Origin of the sequence: Pinibacter soli, assembly GCF_029961145.1 — a bacterium.
GTDB lineage: Bacteria > Bacteroidota > Bacteroidia > Chitinophagales > Chitinophagaceae > Pinibacter > Pinibacter soli.
The window spans coordinates 79,317-99,166 of record NZ_JASBRG010000006.1 but is presented as its reverse complement, the minus strand read 5'-3'; the positions used below and the strand labels follow the sequence as shown (position 1 = coordinate 99,166).

The window sequence follows — 19,850 nt, the reverse complement described above, 5'->3', positions numbered from 1 at the left end:
CAAAACAACAAAAATTATGACTTATTAGCTACTATCTTCAACTGAAGGTTTACCTCAGGACGAACGAATTTGTCGCCCAAAGATTTATCATTTCCGTAATGCATGCCCCATTGTGTTCTGTCAATATTGAAGTTTGCAGAAGCATTGATGGTGTTTTCTGCAACTGTGATCTTCGCAGGGAAGGTTACGTTTTTAGTGCTGTCTTTCAAAGTAAGGTTTCCGCTTATTTTGTGTGTCGCAGTTGTATCATTTGCTAAAGCTTCCACTTTAGTGATCTCGAAAGTTGCGTTTGGATATTTTGCAACGTCAAAAAAGTCTGCGCTTTTCAGGTGACCTTCAATTTTTTCTTTTCCGTCACCCGGTTTCATATCAACATCTGTAAGAGAGTTTATGTCGATGATGAATTTACCGGCAGCAATTTGGCCATTTGCCAACGTGAATTCACCATTGTTTATTTTCAGGGTTCCGTTGTGCTGACCAACAGGTTTTGTTCCCAACCAACCTACAACACTTGTAGCGGTGTCAATTTTAAATTCTGTACCTGCGGCTGTAGCAGCTGCTTGTTTTTCTGCCGTTTCAGCTTTATCGGCTTTTGGTGCGTCCTGGCAACTGATGATGAAGAGAGCTGCCGCGATAGGAAGTAATATCCTTTTCATAGTTAATTTCTAATTTTAGAACCCAAAGTTACAACATTTATTAATTCGAAGTTGAAACACCGATATGTTTAGTATCATTTGATTGTAAAAAAAGCCGCAAGGGTTTCTTGCGGCTTTTTTACAATTTTTATGTGGGAAGTTAGTCCTTTTTAGTTTGATAGTATTGATTATCAGCTAATTTAAATACTCTTCCTTTTTGAAAAGTAGTAAATTTCTCATATTCTGCGGCGTGTGTTGTTGTCCAGTTTTGGAAAGTCGTAAGGTTTTGGGCCGCGCCGAATAGCCATTGGTTGTACGCATCAAACATTCCGCCTTTTAGTAATTGCTGTTGATAGTCGAACAATTTATATGGAAAGCTGAGTGCCTTTTTATCCATCCACTCAAGCATGAATTTCGTTCTGATCATGGTGAGCGTTTCAGCAGTAATGCCATTTGCAGCGATATCTGACTGGTGCGACATTACTTCAAGGTATGCTTTTACAAATTCGTTTTTCATGTCCTGGTCCTTGGTGAGGCTTTGTTCTACAAACAATTTTTTGTACCCTTCCAGTACCAGTTTTTTTATTTCCTCAGTTCTGCGACTGTAGCTTTCAAGATCAAGGAAAATTTCTCCATACACTAATCCCCAAACTTTGTCTTTTGTGAAGTAGTAATATTTAGCGGCATTGTAATAATTGCCGGAGTAATTTTTATCTACCTCAATTCCTTTTTCCCAGAATTTGATGGCGCTGTAGTCTTGTTTTGCCCATAACATTTCGCCATATTCACTATATAATACGCCGCTATTTGGAAATGCTTTGATGCCTTTTTTGTATAGTTTCTCACAATCCTTTCTTTCTTCGATTGCTTTGTACACCATTCCCAGGAGCTGGTATGACTGCACATCGGCATCGGGTCTTTCCGGTAATGGTTTTCCTATTTCCAAAGCTTTCGAATAGTCATGGCTGAGGTAATAATTAAAAACAATGTCTTTCAGTATTTCGAGATCATTTGGTTTTTGCTGAAGTGCTTTATTGAAAGAAAGCAGCGCATTGGTATAGTCGCCCTGGCGCATAAAAGTCTTGCCTGTTTCCTGCAAAGTCTTTGCATCCGGTGTTTGCTGGGCAAACAATATCATACTACATTGAAAAGCCAATACGAACGATAAGATTCTTTTCATCTGGTAATTTTAATAGGCTCAAAGATATGTAGTTTGTATAGTTAACATTCTGCCATAACAATCCGGTTGCGAGATTTTTCAGTTTTTAAAGAAATGTTGGCTCTTTATTAAAGGAGCCGGCGTTTTAATGACGCTTTGTTCCGAACGCCGATCTTACTTAATCCTCATATTCTGTTTCCTGCAATTGATCTGTGTTTTTCCCTACAGCTATATTCGGATTCTCTGAAGTGCCGGTAACTTTTATCGGAATACCGATGATGCCGAGTGGTGGCAAACCGACGCGCATTTTTAGATTTAGTCTTTGGTCGAAGCTCGTTTGACCTTCAATGCGGATCCTGAAGCCGGAGACTTTCATCTTGGTGCGTTCAAGCGTGATGAGATTGTTTTTAATGGTTGTTTTAAAATCTACTTTGGAAAGATCAGGATCTTTAATGTCATCTTTACCGGTTTTGCTGCCAACTGCGTTGAATAGTTTCAGGCCTTTAAGTTTCACTTTCTTTATACTAAGCGTTCCTCCGCCTACAAGCGACGGATAGATCGGCATCATGTTCTCATTCAACTTGCCGCTTAATTTGTAATCTATCGATACAATACCTTCTGCTTTACTTGCAGCGGTTGCCAGATCGTGGAATATTTTTATTTCGTTGTATGCTCGCTTTACATCAAAATCAGTTGCAGTTATGTGATAATCGAAATTCGCCTTTACAGGATTGACACTCGCATAAACGGCATCCATCGACACATTGCAGCCAATCATGTTAAATGCAGCCTGTTTCAATGTCAGTTGGCTGTTGTTAAGTGTTGCGTCGCCTGTAAAGTTTTCTAAAATGATATCGTTGTATTTTATTTTGGCGGCGTTAGCGGCCAGGTGCAGATTAAGGTTTTCCGGAATGATGACTACGCCTGTTGCTGTGGACGTTTCCGAAGGAAATGGCTTGGCCTCGTCGGGTAATGTCCTTTCTGGTGCCGGCGCAAAGGCCATAAACTCATTTACATCAATAAACTTCGAATCGAGTTTAAAATCTCCTTGCAGTACGGCTTTATCGTTCAGTATATAATTTAGCACATTACTGCAATAACCGTCCAGTTTAAAATCAGAATTTCCATACTGGCCAATGAACTTATTGAACCACATTTTATCCTGGTTAAATCTAAACAGACCTTCTGTTATTTTAAATGGTTGTGGAAAAGCTTCATGTGTAACAGCAAGTTCTTTTACTTCGAGTGTTCCGCTGTTGTTCAACTTCGCATACCGGCCGTTCATAGCATCGCTTTGCCTTCCCTTTAAAGCAAAGTCTGCTTTGACAAGCCCTGTTACGTTGAAGTCTTTTTGTGAAAATACCTCGTAAATTTTGTCAATGTCCAGCTCTCCCTTTGCAGTGATGTCATACAAAATGTCGTCAAAGTTCTGAAGTGAGCCTTTTACAGAGAACGGTTTTCCCTCGAATACAAAAGATGCGGGTTCAATTTTAACGTTAAGGTCCTTAAGCGTTCCGTCATTATCGTTTGCTTTTGCGTTAATGTTTATTGACTCAATTGGGTTCGGATAATATTTTGTTTTAAGAACGCCATCTGCCAAACGAATATCTGCCGAGGTTACAGGAAATTTCTTTTTGTCTGCGTCGTATGTTCCTTTGCTGTTTACATTCAGCTGGAGTGCTCCTTTCAATTGCACACTTTCCAGCGGATACACTTTTTCAATGTCCTGCATATTCAGAGTGGACTGTATGTTGGCGTTTACAAATATGTCCGGCAGACCCACCAGGTTTATGTTTCCTTTTATGAAACTGTTTAGCGCTGATGCATTCAGGTTTGCAAGGTCGACCTTCATATGGCGGTAATTGCTATCGCAGGAAGCGTCGAGTTTGCAGTTGATATTTTTGATGGCTTCCGGTAAAGAGGCATATTTGAGGTAGCCGTTGCTTACACTGGATTTAATTGTGAATGCAGGAATGCTTGTTACAAAAGTGTCAATTATTATTTTCCGTACTCCTCTTTTGACAACGGTGTCTGTGGTGTAATTACCATCTGCATGTAACTGCAGGTCGAGCTTTCCTTTTGTATCATAATTGGTAAATCCAAATGCCCGCTGCAGCATTTCGAGATTCATATTGGCGTTTACATCTGCGAAAATATATGGTTGCGAAAAGCCCTTTGTTCTAATCCTGGCTTTTAAATAATCTTTTTCCAGATTTAGGGATAATGAGTCGGCAACTATTTGCATGCTGTCCACATTCAGTGACGGCATTTTCACATCCAGTCTGAGAGCAATGTTTTTGGCAGGAACGGGAGCGTTGTTATATCTCACAAAACCTCTGTCCACATCCATGTGAAAATTGAGGTCGGGCGAAAGATTTTTTGAAGCAATATATTTTCCTTTCAACGTGAGAAGAAGGTTTGCAAAACCGTCTACATCTGTTTTCTTGAGCCACTCTACATATTGCGGAGGCATTGCGGTGAAAAGATCATAGAGACCCGCCTTTTTGGAACTAACAGAAAGATCCATGTCGTAACCGTTGTCAAGGAAATTCAAAGTTCCATTAAACGTGATGGGAAGGCCGTTTATCTTGAGCCTGTTTTTTGTAAAAATAAATGCAAGGGACTTTGTGTTGATCTTGGTGACAAGGTTTGCTTTTACATTTTTTCTTTGCAGGTAGTAAATATCACTGAATGAAAAATCAATGGAATCAATTTTAGCCTTTGTCGTCAAGTCAAAAATTGATTTGTCGAAGTCTCCCGTGCCTTTGTAAGTAAACCCGTATGCATCTATGTACAATGGCACAGACTTATCGTTGTACAGAACATGCGAATTGTTGATAACGATTTTGCTTAGCTCAAGATGGGCCGAGGAAGTATCAGACTCGTCTTTCTTTTTGGCCGAATCCGATTTTGAAACATACACATTGTAATTCGCATGTCCCCTTTCGTCTGACAGAATTTTAATGTTGCCGTCATCTACATAAATTTCATCGATCACCACTTTTTTGCTGTACAGCAAAGTGGTAAGATTAATGCCAAGCGCTACTTCATCTGCGGCGATCAATGTATCGTTTTTGTATGGTGCGGAACCCTTCAGACAAAAATCATGTAGTGTAAGCGTAAGTGCGGGAAAATGGTTGAAAAAAGAAAGCCTGGCTTTCGAAAAATTCAGTTCACCGTCGATGCTTTTGTTTGTCCAGGTTTTTATGTGGGTAGCCACTGTATTGGGCAAAAGATAGGGCGCAATAAACAGCAGCAACAATATGGAAGCTATTGAAATACCGGAAACCTTTAGTAGTTTTTTCAAAAAGGGAAGTACAGAAAATTTCATTACCTATAATTTTTGGAGTTTTCCAATAGGTACGCAACCGACGGAGGTTTGATATCAGGGGATATTAAATTAAAACTGCTGTTGTATAAAGGCTTGTTCGGGTCAAATAAGAACTCCAAAATTAGAAAAAACGGAACACATGGAAATTATTTCATGGTAAACCACTATTGGTATACAAATAAGTGAGAGGCTCTGTTCAATTTATTAGCTATTTGTTGACAAATAACCGAATAACTGATTAACCGAATAACTGATTAACCGAATAACTGAAAGTTTACGCTCAGTCTTGCACTTCGACATTCAACCACTCGGTTATTCAGTTAATCAGTTATTCAGCTATTTTTGAGCATCAAAAATGTCCTCATGTCAATTCACATCCAAAGCAAGCTTCCAAACGTTGGTACTACCATTTTTACAACCATGAGCGCATTGGCGGCGCAGCATAATGCTGTGAATCTTGGGCAGGGCCTGCCAGATTATGCAATGAACCAGGATCTGATTGCTTTGGTGAGCAAGGCGATGAACGATAATTACAACCAGTACGCTCCAATGGCGGGATGGATGCCGTTGCGCGAATCGATTGCGGAAAAAGTTATGTTTCTCTATAACACTGCCGTTAATCCAGATACAGACATCACCATTACTCCGGGTGGTACTTATGCGATCTATTCATCGCTAACGACCATTTTACAACCGGGTGATGAAGTGATTGTTTTTGAGCCGGCATACGATAGCTATGTTCCGAACATCGAGGTGAATGGCGCAAAGGCTGTTTTGTTGCCCTTGACTATTCCTGATTTTAGAATTGACTGGCAACTGGTGAAGCAAAATATTTCGCCCAAAACAAAAGCCATCATTATTAATACGCCGCACAACCCCACGGGCGCCGTTTTGCAGAAAAATGATATCGAAGAGCTGAGAAATATTGTAAAGGGAACCAACGTTTTTATCATCAGCGATGAAGTGTATGAGCATTTGATCTTTGATGGCATAGAACACCAAAGCATTCTTCGCTATCCGGATCTAATGGAGAGAAGTTTTGTTTGTTTTTCTTTTGGTAAAGTATATCACTGCACAGGATGGAAACTCGGTTATACGATTGCTCCTGCCACATTGACAAAAGAATTCAGAAAGGTACACCAGTTTAACTGCTTCAGTTGCTTTACACCTGCACAAGTTGCGCTGGCGACATTTTTAAAAGATAAAAACTCTTACCTGCAGCTTTCTCCGTTTTTGCAGGAAAAAAGAGATTATTTTATTGAGTTGATGAAGGATACGCGTTTCAATTTGAAATCATCTTCAGGAAGTTATTTTATAACGGCTTCTTATGAGCGCATTTCGAACAAAGCAGATGCCGATTTTGCGATTCGCTTAACAAAAGAATTTGGTGTTGCAACTATTCCGCTGTCTGCTTTTTACCAGAATAGCAAGGATGATAAGTTGCTGAGATTTTGTTTTGCCAAGAAAAACGAAACGCTGGAAGCTGCTGTGGAGAGGCTGATAAGATTATAGCATTTAAGATGCGCCAATTCAAAAGTTGATCAACCCCGTAGCGACAATGCAATGCCTTGTCTCTACTGCATTTCGCGCCGCTCAAATAATTTCCTCATCATCCCTAAAGTTCATAGACAAAAAATATTATATTTAAACAGACAACACCTGCTTCACCTTTAACGATAAAAAAGATTGCGACGAAATAACTTTTCGCTTACGATTGTATTGCTGGCAACGCTGTTATCTGTTTCCCTTGCTAAAGGACAGGAAATTTTGCAGGCGCCGGCAAGACTGCTTACCAGCTTCCCGATTAAACAATATAACGGTGGTGTTATTATTGTCTCAGCTCATCTTGATAATATTCCGGATAGTCTTCATTTTATTCTTGATACCGGAAGCAGCGGCATCTCTCTTGATTCTGCCACTGTTGAAAAATATAAAATAAGTTCGGTCGAATCCAACAAAACGGTGAGAGGTATTGCAGGAATAAAACCAGTTCGCTTTGCCAATAATCATACACTTAAACTTCCCGGTCTGGCGATCGATAGTTTGAACTTTCATATTAATGACTACGACATTTTAACAAGCGTTTACGGGGAAACGATTGACGGTATTATCGGTTTCAGTTTTTTCAACAGATATATTGTAAAGATCGATTACGACAGCCTGATCATGCAAGTATACAGCAAGGGCTTTTTAAAATATCCAAGAGGCGGTCACTTGCTTAAACCCGGTATATTGAACATTCCCATTCAGGAAGGTGAAGTAGAGGAACAACGCAACCTGAACGCAAGATTTTATTTTGATTCTGGTGCAGGCTTGTGCCTGCTATTTTCTGAAGATTTTGCAGACGACAGTTTGAAGTTTGGTGGCAAGAAAAAAATTGTAGAAACCGAAGCCGAGGGTCTCGGTGGCAAAACGAGAATGCGACTGACGACGTTAAAGTCTTTCAAACTTGGGCCATACAAATTTAGAAAAGTGCCTGCCTATATTTTCGAAGATGAGTACAACGTTACTTCTTATCCATATTTAGGCGGGCTTATTGGCAATGACTTGCTGAGGCGTTTCAATGTGATTCTCAATTACGAAAAAAGAGAAATTTACCTGATACCGAATTCGCATTTCCGTGAAGCGTTTGATTACGCCTATTCGGGTTTGAGCCTTTACTACATTGATGGACAAGTGGTGATCACTGACATCATGAAAGGCTCTCCTGCAGCGGGGGCGGGTTTCCGCGAGGGCGATGTGATTGTGGCTGTCAATGAAAACACCAGCAGAAATGTGCAGATTTATAAAGGGTTGCTGCAGGCGCCTAATCAAAGGGTACGTTTAATTATTGCCAGGGCAAATGAGGGTTTGAAGGAAATTACTTTTAAAGTTGGCAGCATCCGGTAATGGGCACACAGATGACGACACGGATTTTTTGTAGAGACGCATTGAATGCGACTCTGTCACACCAAAACAAGGTTCGAAAAACGTTCGGTGCAAGAGAGACGCACTCAATGCGTCTGTACGTTCTTTATTAATTCCAGCACCTTTGCCAGTTTCAAATCTTCGCCTTTTCCGATGGATACTGTTGTCGGCACCACTTCCACATCCGGCATTACACCCCGACCATCTTTCACTTTGTTATTATCAATTATCAGTCTGAATTTCGGTAGTCGAAAACGAACCTTTGTGTTTGGCAAAGTAACGTCCGGAATAAACCATGCGCAGTTGCCATATTGACCGCCGCCGGTTTCTTCGCCTACTATCAAAACATTTTTTTGAGATTTTATGGCACCGGCAAATAGAGTAGTGGCCGAGAATGAATTTCCACCTGTTAATATATATACATCGCCATAAAAATGATTGTGTTTGTGTGGCTTGAAATAATGGCGCTCATAAAAACCAAAATGATACAAGCCGTCTTTTCTTTTTCTCGTGGTAAAGGTCATGAACGGCCATACTATGAAGCTGTTGCTAATGTACCGGCCGTAAGTGCTCGTCTTTTTTACTGCATATAACGAGTCGGCGAGTTTAAATTTTCTATCAATGATAAACTTGGTGAGGAGGGTTGAATTGGATACATCACCGCCGCCATTGTTTCTAACATCAATAACCAGGTGTTTTACACCCTGGTGCTTCATTTCTCTAAAACTTTTCTTTATGAAATGTTTTAACCTGTTGCCGGCCGAAAAAGTATTGATCTCCAAAAATGCTGTATGAAGTGCGCTATCTATTGTTAACACTCTTTCGTTGCTCAGATCGAGTCTTCGTCTTTCCTTTCTCGATGGCTTCGGTATAAAAGCCATTTGCTTTTTAAAAGTTGAGTCTCTTCCTGACCTGTACAATTTTACAGTTGAAACTCTGGGATTGTTTGCATTGTCAGTAAACCCAACGGAAAAGTTAGACGTTTGTCCGAATGCTGTTTTATAGTAGGCTCCAAATGCAAAACCATTGCTTATCGACTGGCGCTTGTGCGTACTGTTGTATCCATCTGCAGAAACATATTGCATCAAACTATCGCGAACAGTGTTGATGGGAACATTGTTGATACTATTGATGACCATTCCCGGTTTTAAGATGGAATCTCTTCCGTTGATGTTGGCGGTTATAACAGCAGTGTCTTTCAAAAATTTGACACCTAACGGAAACAAGGGCTGTCTTATCGTATCAAGATATCTATTGAATGCTTTTGAATTTTTGGTGGTGGTATGTCCACAATTGATCTTTGCAATTACATAGCTTAGTAATGCTCTGAACTGCGGCTCCGTCATAGAATCCGTGATGCGGGCATAGCCACTGTCGAAATAACGGTTCATCGAATCTTTGGAAGTGTACCAATAAAGACCGGGATGAGAATCTTCCAAAATTTTTCTGAACAAAGAGTAATCGCTTCTTAATTGCTGGGGAGAATATTTTTTATCCGGATTGAATTTCTTTTTGGAGGATGCACAACCAATAATCATCAATATCGCTGCCACAAAAACACTGAATGTGTAAATATTTTTTTTCTGCTTCGCCATTTTCATATTGGTGTACAGCTAGGTTTTAGGAGTTATTTGGTTGTGTAAAATACGGAAAAGTGGCTTCGTTATTGCTTAAGTTTTGCCACAGAAGCACAGAGGAACAGAGAATGTTATTTTCTCTGTTCGGTTTGCTTCCGCCGGACGGCGAATGCGCGGTCTTTTTTGCTGATTAAAATATTATTTTGATGCGGCAGTTACTCTGTGCGTCTGTGGCAAACGATGGCTAATGGGATTCGGCCCTACGAGAATGCGTTCCAGCCTTGCGCTGTAATATCAAATGTATTACCGCCTTTGGTGATGATCTTTTTACCTTTTTCAGGTTCGGTCATGTAGCCGATCACGCTGATCTGTTCGTTAAGCACCAGCTTTTCATAATCTGCCTGCGAAACAGTAAATACAAGTTCGTAATCTTCGCCACCGCTTAGCGCACATGCAGTTGGATCGAGCTTGAATTTGAAAGCCGCGTTCCTGGTGTCTTCGTGAACGGGAATTTTGTCTTCATACACTACACATCCTAAGTTGCTTTGCCTGCAGATGTGCAGTACCTCGGAACTCAAACCGTCGCTCACATCCATCATTGCAGTGGGTTGCAAGGCAGATTTTTCAAAAAACTCCACAATGTCTTTTCTTGCTTCTGGCTTTAATATTCTTCCTATTACATATTTTTCTCCCTCCAGATCAGGTTGCACTTGCGGGTTTTCAAGGAAGATATTCTTTTCTCTTTCCAAAAAGGTTAATCCTAAAAAGGCTGCTCCCAAGTCACCACTTACGCAAAGTAGATCACCTTTTTGGGCAGTACTTCTTTTTACATATTTGCCTGGTGAAATTTCGCCGAGTGCAGTTACAGATATTACAAATCCTTTTTGTGAGCTTGTTGTGTCGCCACCAATCAAATCAACGCCGTATTTCGTGCAGGCCGCATACACGCCTTCGTAAAATTCATCCAATGCTTCCACGCTAAATTTATTGCTGAGCGCAATGCTGATGGTTACTTGTGTTGGTGTGGCATTCATTGCATAGATGTCGCTTAAGTTAACCACAATGCTTTTATAACCTAAATGGCGCAGCGGCGTGTACATCAAATCGAAGTGTACACCTTCAACCAGCATGTCGGTAGTGATTACCGTTTGTTTTCCAAAATGATCGATCACTGCGGCGTCGTCACCAACACCCACAATGCTGGAAACATTCTGCAATTCTATATTTTTTGTAAGATGGTCGATGAGACCAAATTCTCCAAGTGTTGATATTTCTGTACGTTCTGACATCTGTTTTGTTTTATTGTTTTACCATCAGGCAACCTCGCAAAGTTCTTTCAGTATTTTGGAAGTTCGGCAAATTCTTTTGTTACCAACGGTACTAGTTGTTTTGTAATATTATCACAATGAAAATTAATAAGTAATCCTTTAGGTTTATTGGCTAATCGCAAATAAGATAAGAGCTGTGCCTTGTATACCGGAATTATTGCTTCGGTGGCTTTTAATTCAACGATCACTATATCATTTATAAGCAAATCCAGTTTTAAAGAAGACTCCAACACTTTTTCCTTATATCTTATCGGAACCCAGACTTCTGTTTTTACATTAAAATCAACCCGCCTCAACTCTTCGATCATGCACGTTTTGTACACGGATTCTAACAAGCCCGGCCCTAAATGATTATGAACTTCTATGGCACAGCTAACTATTGCATAGCTGACATCGTTTATGTATTTCTGTGTGATCATACCTCTTTGGTTTTAAGAGGTAAATAGTTGGTCAGCTTTTTTACCACTAAGGCACTAAGGACACTAAGTTTCACTAAGGAATTCCCGACAGTCAGAGTCTCTTAGTGAGGCTTAGTGTCCTTAGTGCCTTAGTGGTAAATAAAGGTCTTCGACCTTAGCTCTTCTCTCCATTCACCCAAGCCTTCAGCTCTTCATGGATTACTCCATTCGTTGCAAGTATGTGCGGTTGATATGGAGAATAATAATCACCTTTGAAATCAGTTACCTTTCCACCAGCTTCTTCTACTATTAAAAATCCTGCGGCGCTATCCCATGCATTTAGTTTGTGTTCATAAAAACCATCGAAGCGACCAGCCGCTACCCAGCAAAGATCAATCGCAGCGGAGCCCAAACGGCGAACAGCTATGCCTTTCCTGATAAAGCGTTCAAAACATTGCAACGGACCATTCGGCGAATCGAGGTACGTGTAGGGAAACCCGGTAACCAGACATGCTTTCTCTACTTCGGTTTGCTCACTTACATGAATTTGAGTATCGTTTAAGAAAGCGCCTTTGTCTTTCTCGGCAAAGAAAAATTCATTCATAATCGGGTTGTACACCGCGCCCATTATCATTTTGCCACCTTTTTCAACACCAATACTCACACAGCAAAGCGGCAAGCCGTTTGCGAAATTGATCGTGCCATCTATCGGATCAATGATCCATTTATATTCTGAATCCTGGATAATTTCACCCGATTCCTCACTTAATATAAAATGTCCGGGAAAGTTTTTTCTGATAACTTCTATGATCGCTTTTTCGGCTGCATGATCCGCCTCTGTAACCAAATTGTTAACTCCTTCTTTATTGGAAACAACCAGGTTTTTTCTGTTGAAAAAGCGCTTTAACTCCGCAGCGCCTGCATTTGTCGCGTCGAGTAGTGTCTGTTTTATCATGCCGCAAAGATAGCGATACAAATAACTGAATTATTGAATAATTGAACAACAGAGTGGCTGACAACCTTCAATCATTCAATCATTCAATTATTCTATATTTGGTCTATGCACTTGTCCGTTATCATCGTCAATTACAACGTAAAATTCTTCCTCGAGCAATGCCTGTATTCATTGCTGAAGGCGATTGATAACCTGCCCTCTCCGACAGATGGGGAGGTGATCGTATTTGATAACGCAAGCAGCGATGGAAGCAGAGAATTTTTTCTCAATAAATTTCAGGGCGTTCAATTCATCTGGCACAACGAAAATCTTGGATTTGCGAAAGCCAATAACAGAGCGTTGTCTTTTGCCAAAGGCAAATACATTTTGTTTTTAAATCCCGATACAATTTTAAGTGAAGATACTTTGTACAAAAGCATCGATTTTCTGGATGGTCGGGCTGGCGGCGGAGCTTTGGGCATTCGCATGATCGATGGATCGGGCAATTTTTTACCGGAATCAAAACGTGGATTTCCTTCACCATCGGCATCTTTTTATAAATTAAGCGGGTTGATCAATTTATTTCCCACATCCAAAAAAATTGCTGCTTACTATGCCGGTCATTTGAGCGAACTCGAGAATAATGAAATTGATGTTTTATCGGGCGCCTACATGCTGGTAAAAAAAGAGGTCCTGGATAAAACGGGAGGATTCGATGAGGCTTTCTTTATGTATGGCGAAGACATTGACCTTAGTTATCGCATTCAAAAAGCGGGATATAAAAATTTCTATTTCGCAGATAGCACCATTACTCATTTTAAGGGCGAAAGCACGAATCAAAACAGTGCCCGCTATGTTAGCATATTTTACCAGGCGATGAACATTTTTGTGCATAAGCATTTTCATAGGGCTTCGTCATGGTGGTACGTCGCTTTTATTAAAGTGGCTATTTTATTGAGCGGCGTTTTTTCGTTTGTAAAACGATCCTTTTCAATCGTAGTAAAACCGAAGCCAAAAACAAACTTGCAAACCCTGATTGTTGCAAGCAAGCATGATGAAGAACATATTACCTCTATTCTTTCAAACTATAAAACGCCCGAGCGGAAAATCGCTTTCGAAAACCTTGATTCGCTCAATAACAATTTTGAGTATTCGCTCTACGATGAAATAATTATTGCGGTGAGCTCATCCGGTGTTGCTTATAAAGACGTCATTACTTTTTTGCAGCAGGTTCCTAACGGCGTAGCTGTCAAAATATATACTTCTGGCGGTAGCAGCATTGTGGGCAGTGATTCGAAAGCGGTCAAAGGTGATGTGCTACATGCCGTGGTTTGATCTCTCCTTTTTAACCACAGAGGGAAGGAGTTTTTTTCACAGAGAGAAGGAGGGTGTTATTAGAAATAAAATCTGAAGTTTCGAAACCTGAGCAAAGGAGAATGTATAAGAATCTTGTTTACTCTTATTGTTGCGGCTGACCAGTTGTTTCGTCGCTTCCCTCCGTTTCCTCTGTGAAAAAACCTCCCTCCCTCCGTGGTTAAAAAAAGCGCCGCAAGGCGCAGACTTTGTATAACGTCGAAGCATATTTATTGTAACTAAGACAGCAATCAACACTCAACCATGTCTTTTGGAAATTATCCATCCATAGCGGGTTTTGCTTGAAAACATTCTAATATTTTTTCGAACGTCAGCCAAAAAACCAATAAATATTTATAATTTACTTTTAGTTCCAAATCGTAATTTTGAATTTCATCAAAGAATTGCTTGTTCAATGGCATTGATCGACATTTCTCTCCCTAAATCGGTATCCAAAGCGCTTAACTTGCCGCGCAAGTCTCCCAGGAGAGAGCAGCTCCGTGTGTTAAAGAAACTTTTGAAGAAGGCCCGTTTCACAGAATTTGGTCAGCAATACCGTTTTGATGAAATCCTGCTGAGTCGTCATCTGGGTAAAAAATTCCAGGAAATAGTTCCTACATACAATTACAATAAAATATATAACGAATACTGGCACAAGACACTGGAAGGCAAATCTGACATTTGCTGGCCGGGAAAAATAAAGTATTACGCTTTGTCTTCCGGTACTTCAGAAGCAGCCAGCAAGTATATACCTATCACACCTGATCTTTTGCGTGGCAACTTAAATACCATGATCAAGCTGGTGATTTCTTTGCGTAATTATGAAGAAATACCAGTGAAGGCTATTGGTAAAGCTGGTCTCTTGCTTGGCGGAACTACAGACCTGCAAAGAGGCACCGGTTATTTTGCCGGCGACCTTAGCGGTATTACGGCGAAACGTATGCCTTTCTGGTTCACGCCGTTTTACAAACCGGGTAAAAAAATTGCCAAACAAAAAGACTGGAACAAGAAACTTGAGGAGATCGTAGAGCAGGCACCAAACTGGGATATCGGTTATTTGACCGGCGTTCCGGCATGGATCCAGATGTGTCTCGAAAAGATCATTGAGCGTTATCAGCTGAAAACTATCCACGACATTTGGCCAAACCTATCTTTCTTCCTGCATGGTGGTGTTTCGTTTGAGCCATATAAAAAAGGATTTGAAAAATTATTGGGCAGACCAATTTCTTACGTGGAAACGTATCTCGCTTCCGAAGGTTTCATTGCTTACCAGGATGGACCGGGTGCAAAGGGCATGAAATTGGTGACCAACGAGCATATCTTCCTGGAGTTCGTTCCGTTTGACGATGTGAACTTTGATGGCGAAGGAAATATGATCGAAAAGCCCGAAGTCATGATGATCCACGAAGTGGAAGAGGGCAGAGACTATGCAATATTATTAAGTACGAGCGCCGGAGCATGGCGCTATTTGATAGGTGACACTATCCGATTTGTAAACAAAGCAAATTGCGAAATCGTGATCACCGGCCGCACCAAGCACTTCCTTAGTCTTGTAGGAGAACATCTAAGTGTGGAAAATATGACCAAAGCTATCCAGGCGGCAGGTGAAGATTTAAACATTTGTATTCCTGAATTTACGGTTGCGGGTGTTCCGCATGACAACATGTTTGCACACAACTGGTACGTTGCCTGCAACGACAAGGCTGATCCGAAGGTGCTCGCTGAAAAAATTGATGCCGTTCTCAAAGATATCAACGACGACTACGCCACAGAAAGATTAAGTGCCCTGAAAGAAGTTTCGGTAAAAGTTTTACCAGAGTCTGCTTTCATGTCGTTTATGACAATGAAGGGTAAAGAAGGCGGTCAGCACAAATTCCCACGTGTGCTAAAAGGCAAGATGCTAAAAGAATGGGAGGATTTTCTTGCACAACACGCCTATTAATGAATCATTTATAAAAAATTTATCGGTAAATTTTGGAAGTAGAGACAGATAATTATCTGTCTCTGGTGTATTTTTAACACCCAAACATAATCACCCCATTTCATGACGGAAGCTCTAGTGAAAGGATTGGCTTTAGGTTTAGTGCTGGCAATGTCGGTAGGGCCCGTTATATTCACTGTTATCAAGCAAAGTTTGAATAACGGAAAGGAAGGCGGGTTCAGTTTTGTGGCCGGTGTTTGGATCAGTGATTTTGTATTGGTTTTCGGAAGCAATATCTTTTCAGAAGCTGTTGGCAGAATGCTTGAGTTTAAGAAAGCCATCGGCTATGGAGGAAGTGCTTTCCTGATAGGTCTTGGTTTGTTTTATATCTTCTTCAAAAAAGTAACGGTTAAGCAAAGTTCAACAGGAGATGAGTCTCTTTTCACCAAGAAAGATTTCTTTAAAATAGCGATTCAGGGTTTTCTTATCAACACACTTAACCCGAGCGTGATTTTATTCTGGCTGGTTAACGCCACCACTTTTTCTTTAAGTCACACACTTGAACAGCGCATCATTATTTTTTCAACCTGTCTTATTCTTAATATGGGCGCAGATGTTGCAAAGGTGCTACTCGCCGGCAAGTTACGTAAGCGACTTACGCTGCACAACATTTCCATCATCAACAAAATTTCCGGCACACTGCTTATCGGTTTTGGTATCGCGTTATTGTACAGTGTTTTGTTTTTAGCAAACAAAGTTTATCATTAAGCGTTTAGGTAGAGACAAGGCAGCGCCTTTTCTGTACAATAACATCTTTTTTACGAGAAGTAAATATTCTATTATTGTACCAAGATGTTAATTTAGCTTTTAACTATGTACAAAATAATCCTACTTATAAGTTTTGCTTTTTCCACTATGATGGCTTCTGCACAGTCAGACTTTATCGTGGTTAAAAAAAGAAACAACCGTACGGTGAAAACCTTCATGCCCGGTTCCACTATTACCATTACAACGTTTCAGGATTATGTACTTACAGGCCCGGTAGATACCATAAGGGATGATTCTATTTTTGTGAGAATGTACAACATTCGTGTAATGCCCACTCAGTTTGGTACTACAATTATCGATACAGCCGGTTCAAATGTAAGAGGTGTTAATTATAAGGATATTCAGAAGATAGATGTTGGTAAAAAAGAGTCTTTTGTTTTCATTAAAAACGGTACGCTCTTTATGATTGGCGGGTTGGGTTATATAGCGTTGCATCTCATCAACGGTGCTTATTTACATGAATCTCCCAACGGAGCCAGTATTGCTATTGCCGGTGGTGTTGCCGCAGCCGGTTTCATTATGAATCGCATTTATCACTCCAGAAAAAAACACGGCAAACTCTACAAGATTGAATACATCCACATGAATGATACAAATGTTCAGAAGGCGAGAAAGGGCTTTTAAAAGGTTGAAGAAGATTCTTGCAAGATCGATTGATATTCAAACAAGAAATAATAAGAAAGTTACGCCGTCATTGTGCGCCACTGCGTATTATACCGGCTTGATTTTTTAATGAATGGCGGGATTAAAGTAATTGCGGCAAAGCAATCTCAATGTTCCGGGGAGATTGCTTCGGCCCGCTTTCTGTATTTTCAATTTTCCTTTTCAGTTCGTTGTTAATGGTCCGCGGGCCTCGCAATGACGGTGCCAAATACCTTATTATTTTGCGATAGCAAAAAGCCTTGTACGTTTTTATACTGCTGTAAATTATTGCAATGTTTCTCCACATTATGTGTTTAGTATTATCAATTCGTTTCGTTCTATTATCTTGCGGGCAATTGTGTGTAAAAACTCCAATACTTTATTGAAATAACTTGAATACAAAAGGCCTCATACCAAAAACGTGGAGATTGCTGAAAAGAATTTTCCTTATTCTTTTTATAGGCCAGTTTGTGTACATCATTGTATTGAAATGGGTAAATCCTCCTATAACACTTACTCAACTCGGTAGTTTATTCACAGGTCATGGTTTAAAAAGAGATTATGTAAACTATGATGAAATTTCTCCCAATCTTAAACTCGCGGTAATTTCTTCAGAGGACCAACTTTTTGCAGATCACAGTGGCTTCGATTGGAAAAGCATTGAAAAAGCGATGGCTTATAACAAGCGCAAACCAAATCGTATTCGCGGCGCTAGCACCATTAGTCAGCAAACTGCCAAGAACGTGCTCCTCTGGCAGGGTCGAGGCTTTATAAGAAAGGGGCTTGAAGTTTACTTCACATTTATGATAGAGAAGATCTGGGGAAAACGCCGCATTATGGATGTTTATCTTAATGTGATAGAAATGGGCGATGGAATTTTTGGTGCGGAAAAAGCAGCGCAGATATATTTTAACAAGCCCGCTAAAAACTTAACAAGGAGAGAAGCTGCAATGATTGCCGCCTGTTTACCTAATCCCAAAGTTTTTTCTGTTAAACCGCCAACAAGATATATTGCCAATCGCTATCCGGTAATTATGCGGCAGATGAACAATCTTGATGGTGATGATGATATTCTGACAATCATCACAACCGGTTCTTCGAAATAAAACAACCAATCGTTTTACAGTTAAATTAATTTTATCAGGTCTTCAATCCGGCTGGCAGTCGCCATATTGCTCTAGTGCTGAATTTCCTCCGCGAACCAATTGCCAAATTGATTGTATTCAGTTCGTCGACTTCCTTTTCAGATTCACTAACTAATACAATGTTTTATGTCAACAAGGATCGAAAGCGATTTCCTCGGAAAAAAAGAAATCCCAAATGATGCTTACTATGGTGTTCAAACAGAAAGGGCGCTTGAAAACTTTCACATCACAGGTATTCCACTTAAGGCAGAACCTTTCTTTGTGCAGGCGCTTGGCTACGTGAAAAAAGCCGCGGCTATGGCTAACCGTGACCTTGGCGTACTTGATCCTGCAATTGCGGAAAAAATTATCGAAGCTTCCGACAAAGTAATCAAGGGAGAATTTGACAACCAATTTTTAAGCGATATGATCCAGGGTGGTGCCGGCACTTCTGTAAATATGAATGCGAATGAAGTAATTGCCAATGTTGCACTAGAGTTGATGGGAAAAGAAAAGGGTCAGTATGAATTTTGCCATCCAAATGATCATGTGAACTGTTCACAGTCTACCAACGACGCTTATCCAACTGCGTTCAGAATAGCATTGATAAATAAACTCAGCCGTTACAAAGAAACGCTCGCTGCACTCACCGAATCTTTTGCTGCTAAGGGAAAAGAATTCAAGGGCGTTTTGAAAATGGGCCGTACGCAATTACAAGATGCAGTACCGATGAGCCTGGGAGATGAGTTCAGGGCATTCGCAACGAATCTTCACGAAGAGCAGGCAAGAATTGAAGATAGTAAAAAACTCATTGCTGAAATTAACATGGGTGCCACCGCAATTGGTACAGGCGTAAATGCTCCTGAAGGTTATGCACAACTTGTAACAAAACATCTGCGGGACGTAACTGGTCTTGATCTTGTTTTGGCGAGTGACCTGATTGAAGCTACTTACGATGCGGGTGCTTATGTACAGTTGTCCGGTGTGCTCAAAAGAACTGCTGTAAAAGTTTCCAAGATCTGTAATGATTTAAGATTATTATCTTCAGGGCCACGGTGTGGGCTAAACGAAATTAATTTGCCACCAATGCAACCGGGTTCTTCCATTATGCCGGGAAAGGTGAATCCTGTAATTCCTGAAGTGGTTAACCAGACTGCATTTTATGTGATAGGTGCCGATCTTACTGTTACTCTTGCGGCAGAGGCAGGGCAATTGCAACTGAATGTAATGGAACCTGTTCTTTCCTTCGCATTATTTTCTTCCATTACTTATATGGAAAATGCATGTAAAACTTTGAAGGAAAAATGTGTGGATGGCATTAGTGCAAATGCTGAATTGACGAAAAAAATGGTGATGAACAGCATTGGCATTGTTACACAACTCAATCCAATACTGGGTTATAAACAATGTGCCGGCATTGCACGCGAAGCGCTGGAAACAGGAAAATCTGTTCATGATATTGTGGTGTTAGAAAAACAACTCCTCACGCAGGAAAAGTGGGACGAAGTATTCACGTTTGAAAATATGATCAGTCCGAAATTTATTAAATAACATGTTGATAGTTGTTAGTTGTTAGGCTTTGTGCGCTCTTCAAGGCTTATAGCCTTGAAGCATTATTCCGTCGCCTCTGGCGATAATGTTGCCATAGGCAATAGAATAGAACTGCAGGGCTATAAGCCTTGCAGAGCTAAAAATATGGCAGTTCACCGGCAA

General features: G+C 40.5%; 15 protein-coding genes. 8 read left to right on the top strand and 7 right to left on the bottom strand.

The features are described 5' to 3' along the window. Positions 1–14: 14 nt before the first annotated feature. The 3 genes from QJ048_RS10250 to QJ048_RS10240 all read right to left on the bottom strand — a co-directional run bounded on the left by QJ048_RS10250 (position 15) and on the right by QJ048_RS10240 (position 5,125). Entirely contained in the window at positions 15–656 is a 642-nt protein-coding gene (locus tag QJ048_RS10250) for a YceI family protein (protein ID WP_282334251.1), read from the bottom strand. A gap of 139 nt (positions 657–795) precedes the next feature. Beyond that, positions 796–1,815 (bottom strand): tetratricopeptide repeat protein, encoded by a 1,020-nt coding sequence (locus tag QJ048_RS10245; protein ID WP_282334250.1) that lies wholly within the window; start codon positions 1,813–1,815, stop codon positions 796–798. 157 nt (positions 1,816–1,972) lie between these two features. Next, positions 1,973–5,125 (bottom strand): AsmA family protein, encoded by a 3,153-nt coding sequence (locus QJ048_RS10240; RefSeq protein ID WP_282334249.1) that lies wholly within the window; start codon positions 5,123–5,125, stop codon positions 1,973–1,975. A gap of 363 nt (positions 5,126–5,488) precedes the next feature. On the opposite strand from QJ048_RS10240, the gene QJ048_RS10235 reads away from it, so the two are divergent. Both QJ048_RS10235 and QJ048_RS10230 read left to right on the top strand, forming a co-directional pair. Next, complete coding sequence (locus tag QJ048_RS10235; RefSeq protein ID WP_282334248.1) at positions 5,489–6,637, top strand: methionine aminotransferase; 1,149 nt, start codon at positions 5,489–5,491, stop codon at positions 6,635–6,637. A gap of 174 nt (positions 6,638–6,811) precedes the next feature. Further along, entirely contained in the window at positions 6,812–8,014 is a 1,203-nt protein-coding gene (locus tag QJ048_RS10230; RefSeq protein ID WP_282334247.1) for an aspartyl protease family protein, read from the top strand. Between the two features lie 104 nt (positions 8,015–8,118). Here QJ048_RS10230 and QJ048_RS10225 read toward each other — a convergent pair whose 3' ends face one another. From QJ048_RS10225 to QJ048_RS10210, 4 genes are all read right to left on the bottom strand, one after another. Then, on the bottom strand, positions 8,119–9,627 hold the full coding sequence (locus QJ048_RS10225) for a S41 family peptidase (protein WP_282334246.1): 1,509 nt from the start codon (positions 9,625–9,627) through the stop codon (positions 8,119–8,121). 242 nt (positions 9,628–9,869) lie between these two features. Next, positions 9,870–10,898, bottom strand: coding sequence for a thiamine-phosphate kinase (thiL, locus tag QJ048_RS10220; protein ID WP_282334245.1), 1,029 nt, complete (start codon positions 10,896–10,898; stop codon positions 9,870–9,872). 47 nt (positions 10,899–10,945) lie between these two features. Beyond that, positions 10,946–11,356 (bottom strand): GxxExxY protein, encoded by a 411-nt coding sequence (locus QJ048_RS10215; RefSeq protein WP_282334244.1) that lies wholly within the window; start codon positions 11,354–11,356, stop codon positions 10,946–10,948. 154 nt (positions 11,357–11,510) lie between these two features. After that, entirely contained in the window at positions 11,511–12,290 is a 780-nt protein-coding gene (locus tag QJ048_RS10210) for an inositol monophosphatase family protein (protein ID WP_282334243.1), read from the bottom strand. 105 nt (positions 12,291–12,395) lie between these two features. Between QJ048_RS10210 and QJ048_RS10205 the strand changes: the two genes are divergently transcribed. From QJ048_RS10205 to aspA, 6 genes are all read left to right on the top strand, one after another. Further along, positions 12,396–13,604, top strand: a complete 1,209-nt coding sequence (locus QJ048_RS10205) for a glycosyltransferase family 2 protein (protein ID WP_282334242.1) — start codon at positions 12,396–12,398, stop codon at positions 13,602–13,604. Positions 13,605–14,037: 433 nt separating this feature from the next. After that, complete coding sequence (locus QJ048_RS10200) at positions 14,038–15,564, top strand: GH3 family acyl-acid amido synthetase (RefSeq protein ID WP_282334241.1); 1,527 nt, start codon at positions 14,038–14,040, stop codon at positions 15,562–15,564. 102 nt (positions 15,565–15,666) lie between these two features. After that, on the top strand, positions 15,667–16,311 hold the full coding sequence (locus QJ048_RS10195) for a LysE family translocator (RefSeq protein ID WP_282334240.1): 645 nt from the start codon (positions 15,667–15,669) through the stop codon (positions 16,309–16,311). 105 nt (positions 16,312–16,416) lie between these two features. Further along, a complete protein-coding gene (locus QJ048_RS10190; RefSeq protein ID WP_282334239.1) occupies positions 16,417–16,995 on the top strand; it encodes a hypothetical protein in 579 nt (192 codons plus the stop codon). A gap of 446 nt (positions 16,996–17,441) precedes the next feature. Further along, a complete protein-coding gene (mtgA, locus tag QJ048_RS10185) occupies positions 17,442–18,119 on the top strand; it encodes a monofunctional biosynthetic peptidoglycan transglycosylase (RefSeq protein WP_282334238.1) in 678 nt (225 codons plus the stop codon). A 165-nt stretch (positions 18,120–18,284) separates the two neighbouring features. After that, entirely contained in the window at positions 18,285–19,688 is a 1,404-nt protein-coding gene (gene aspA / locus QJ048_RS10180) for an aspartate ammonia-lyase (protein WP_282334237.1), read from the top strand. Positions 19,689–19,850: the final 162 nt, after the last annotated feature.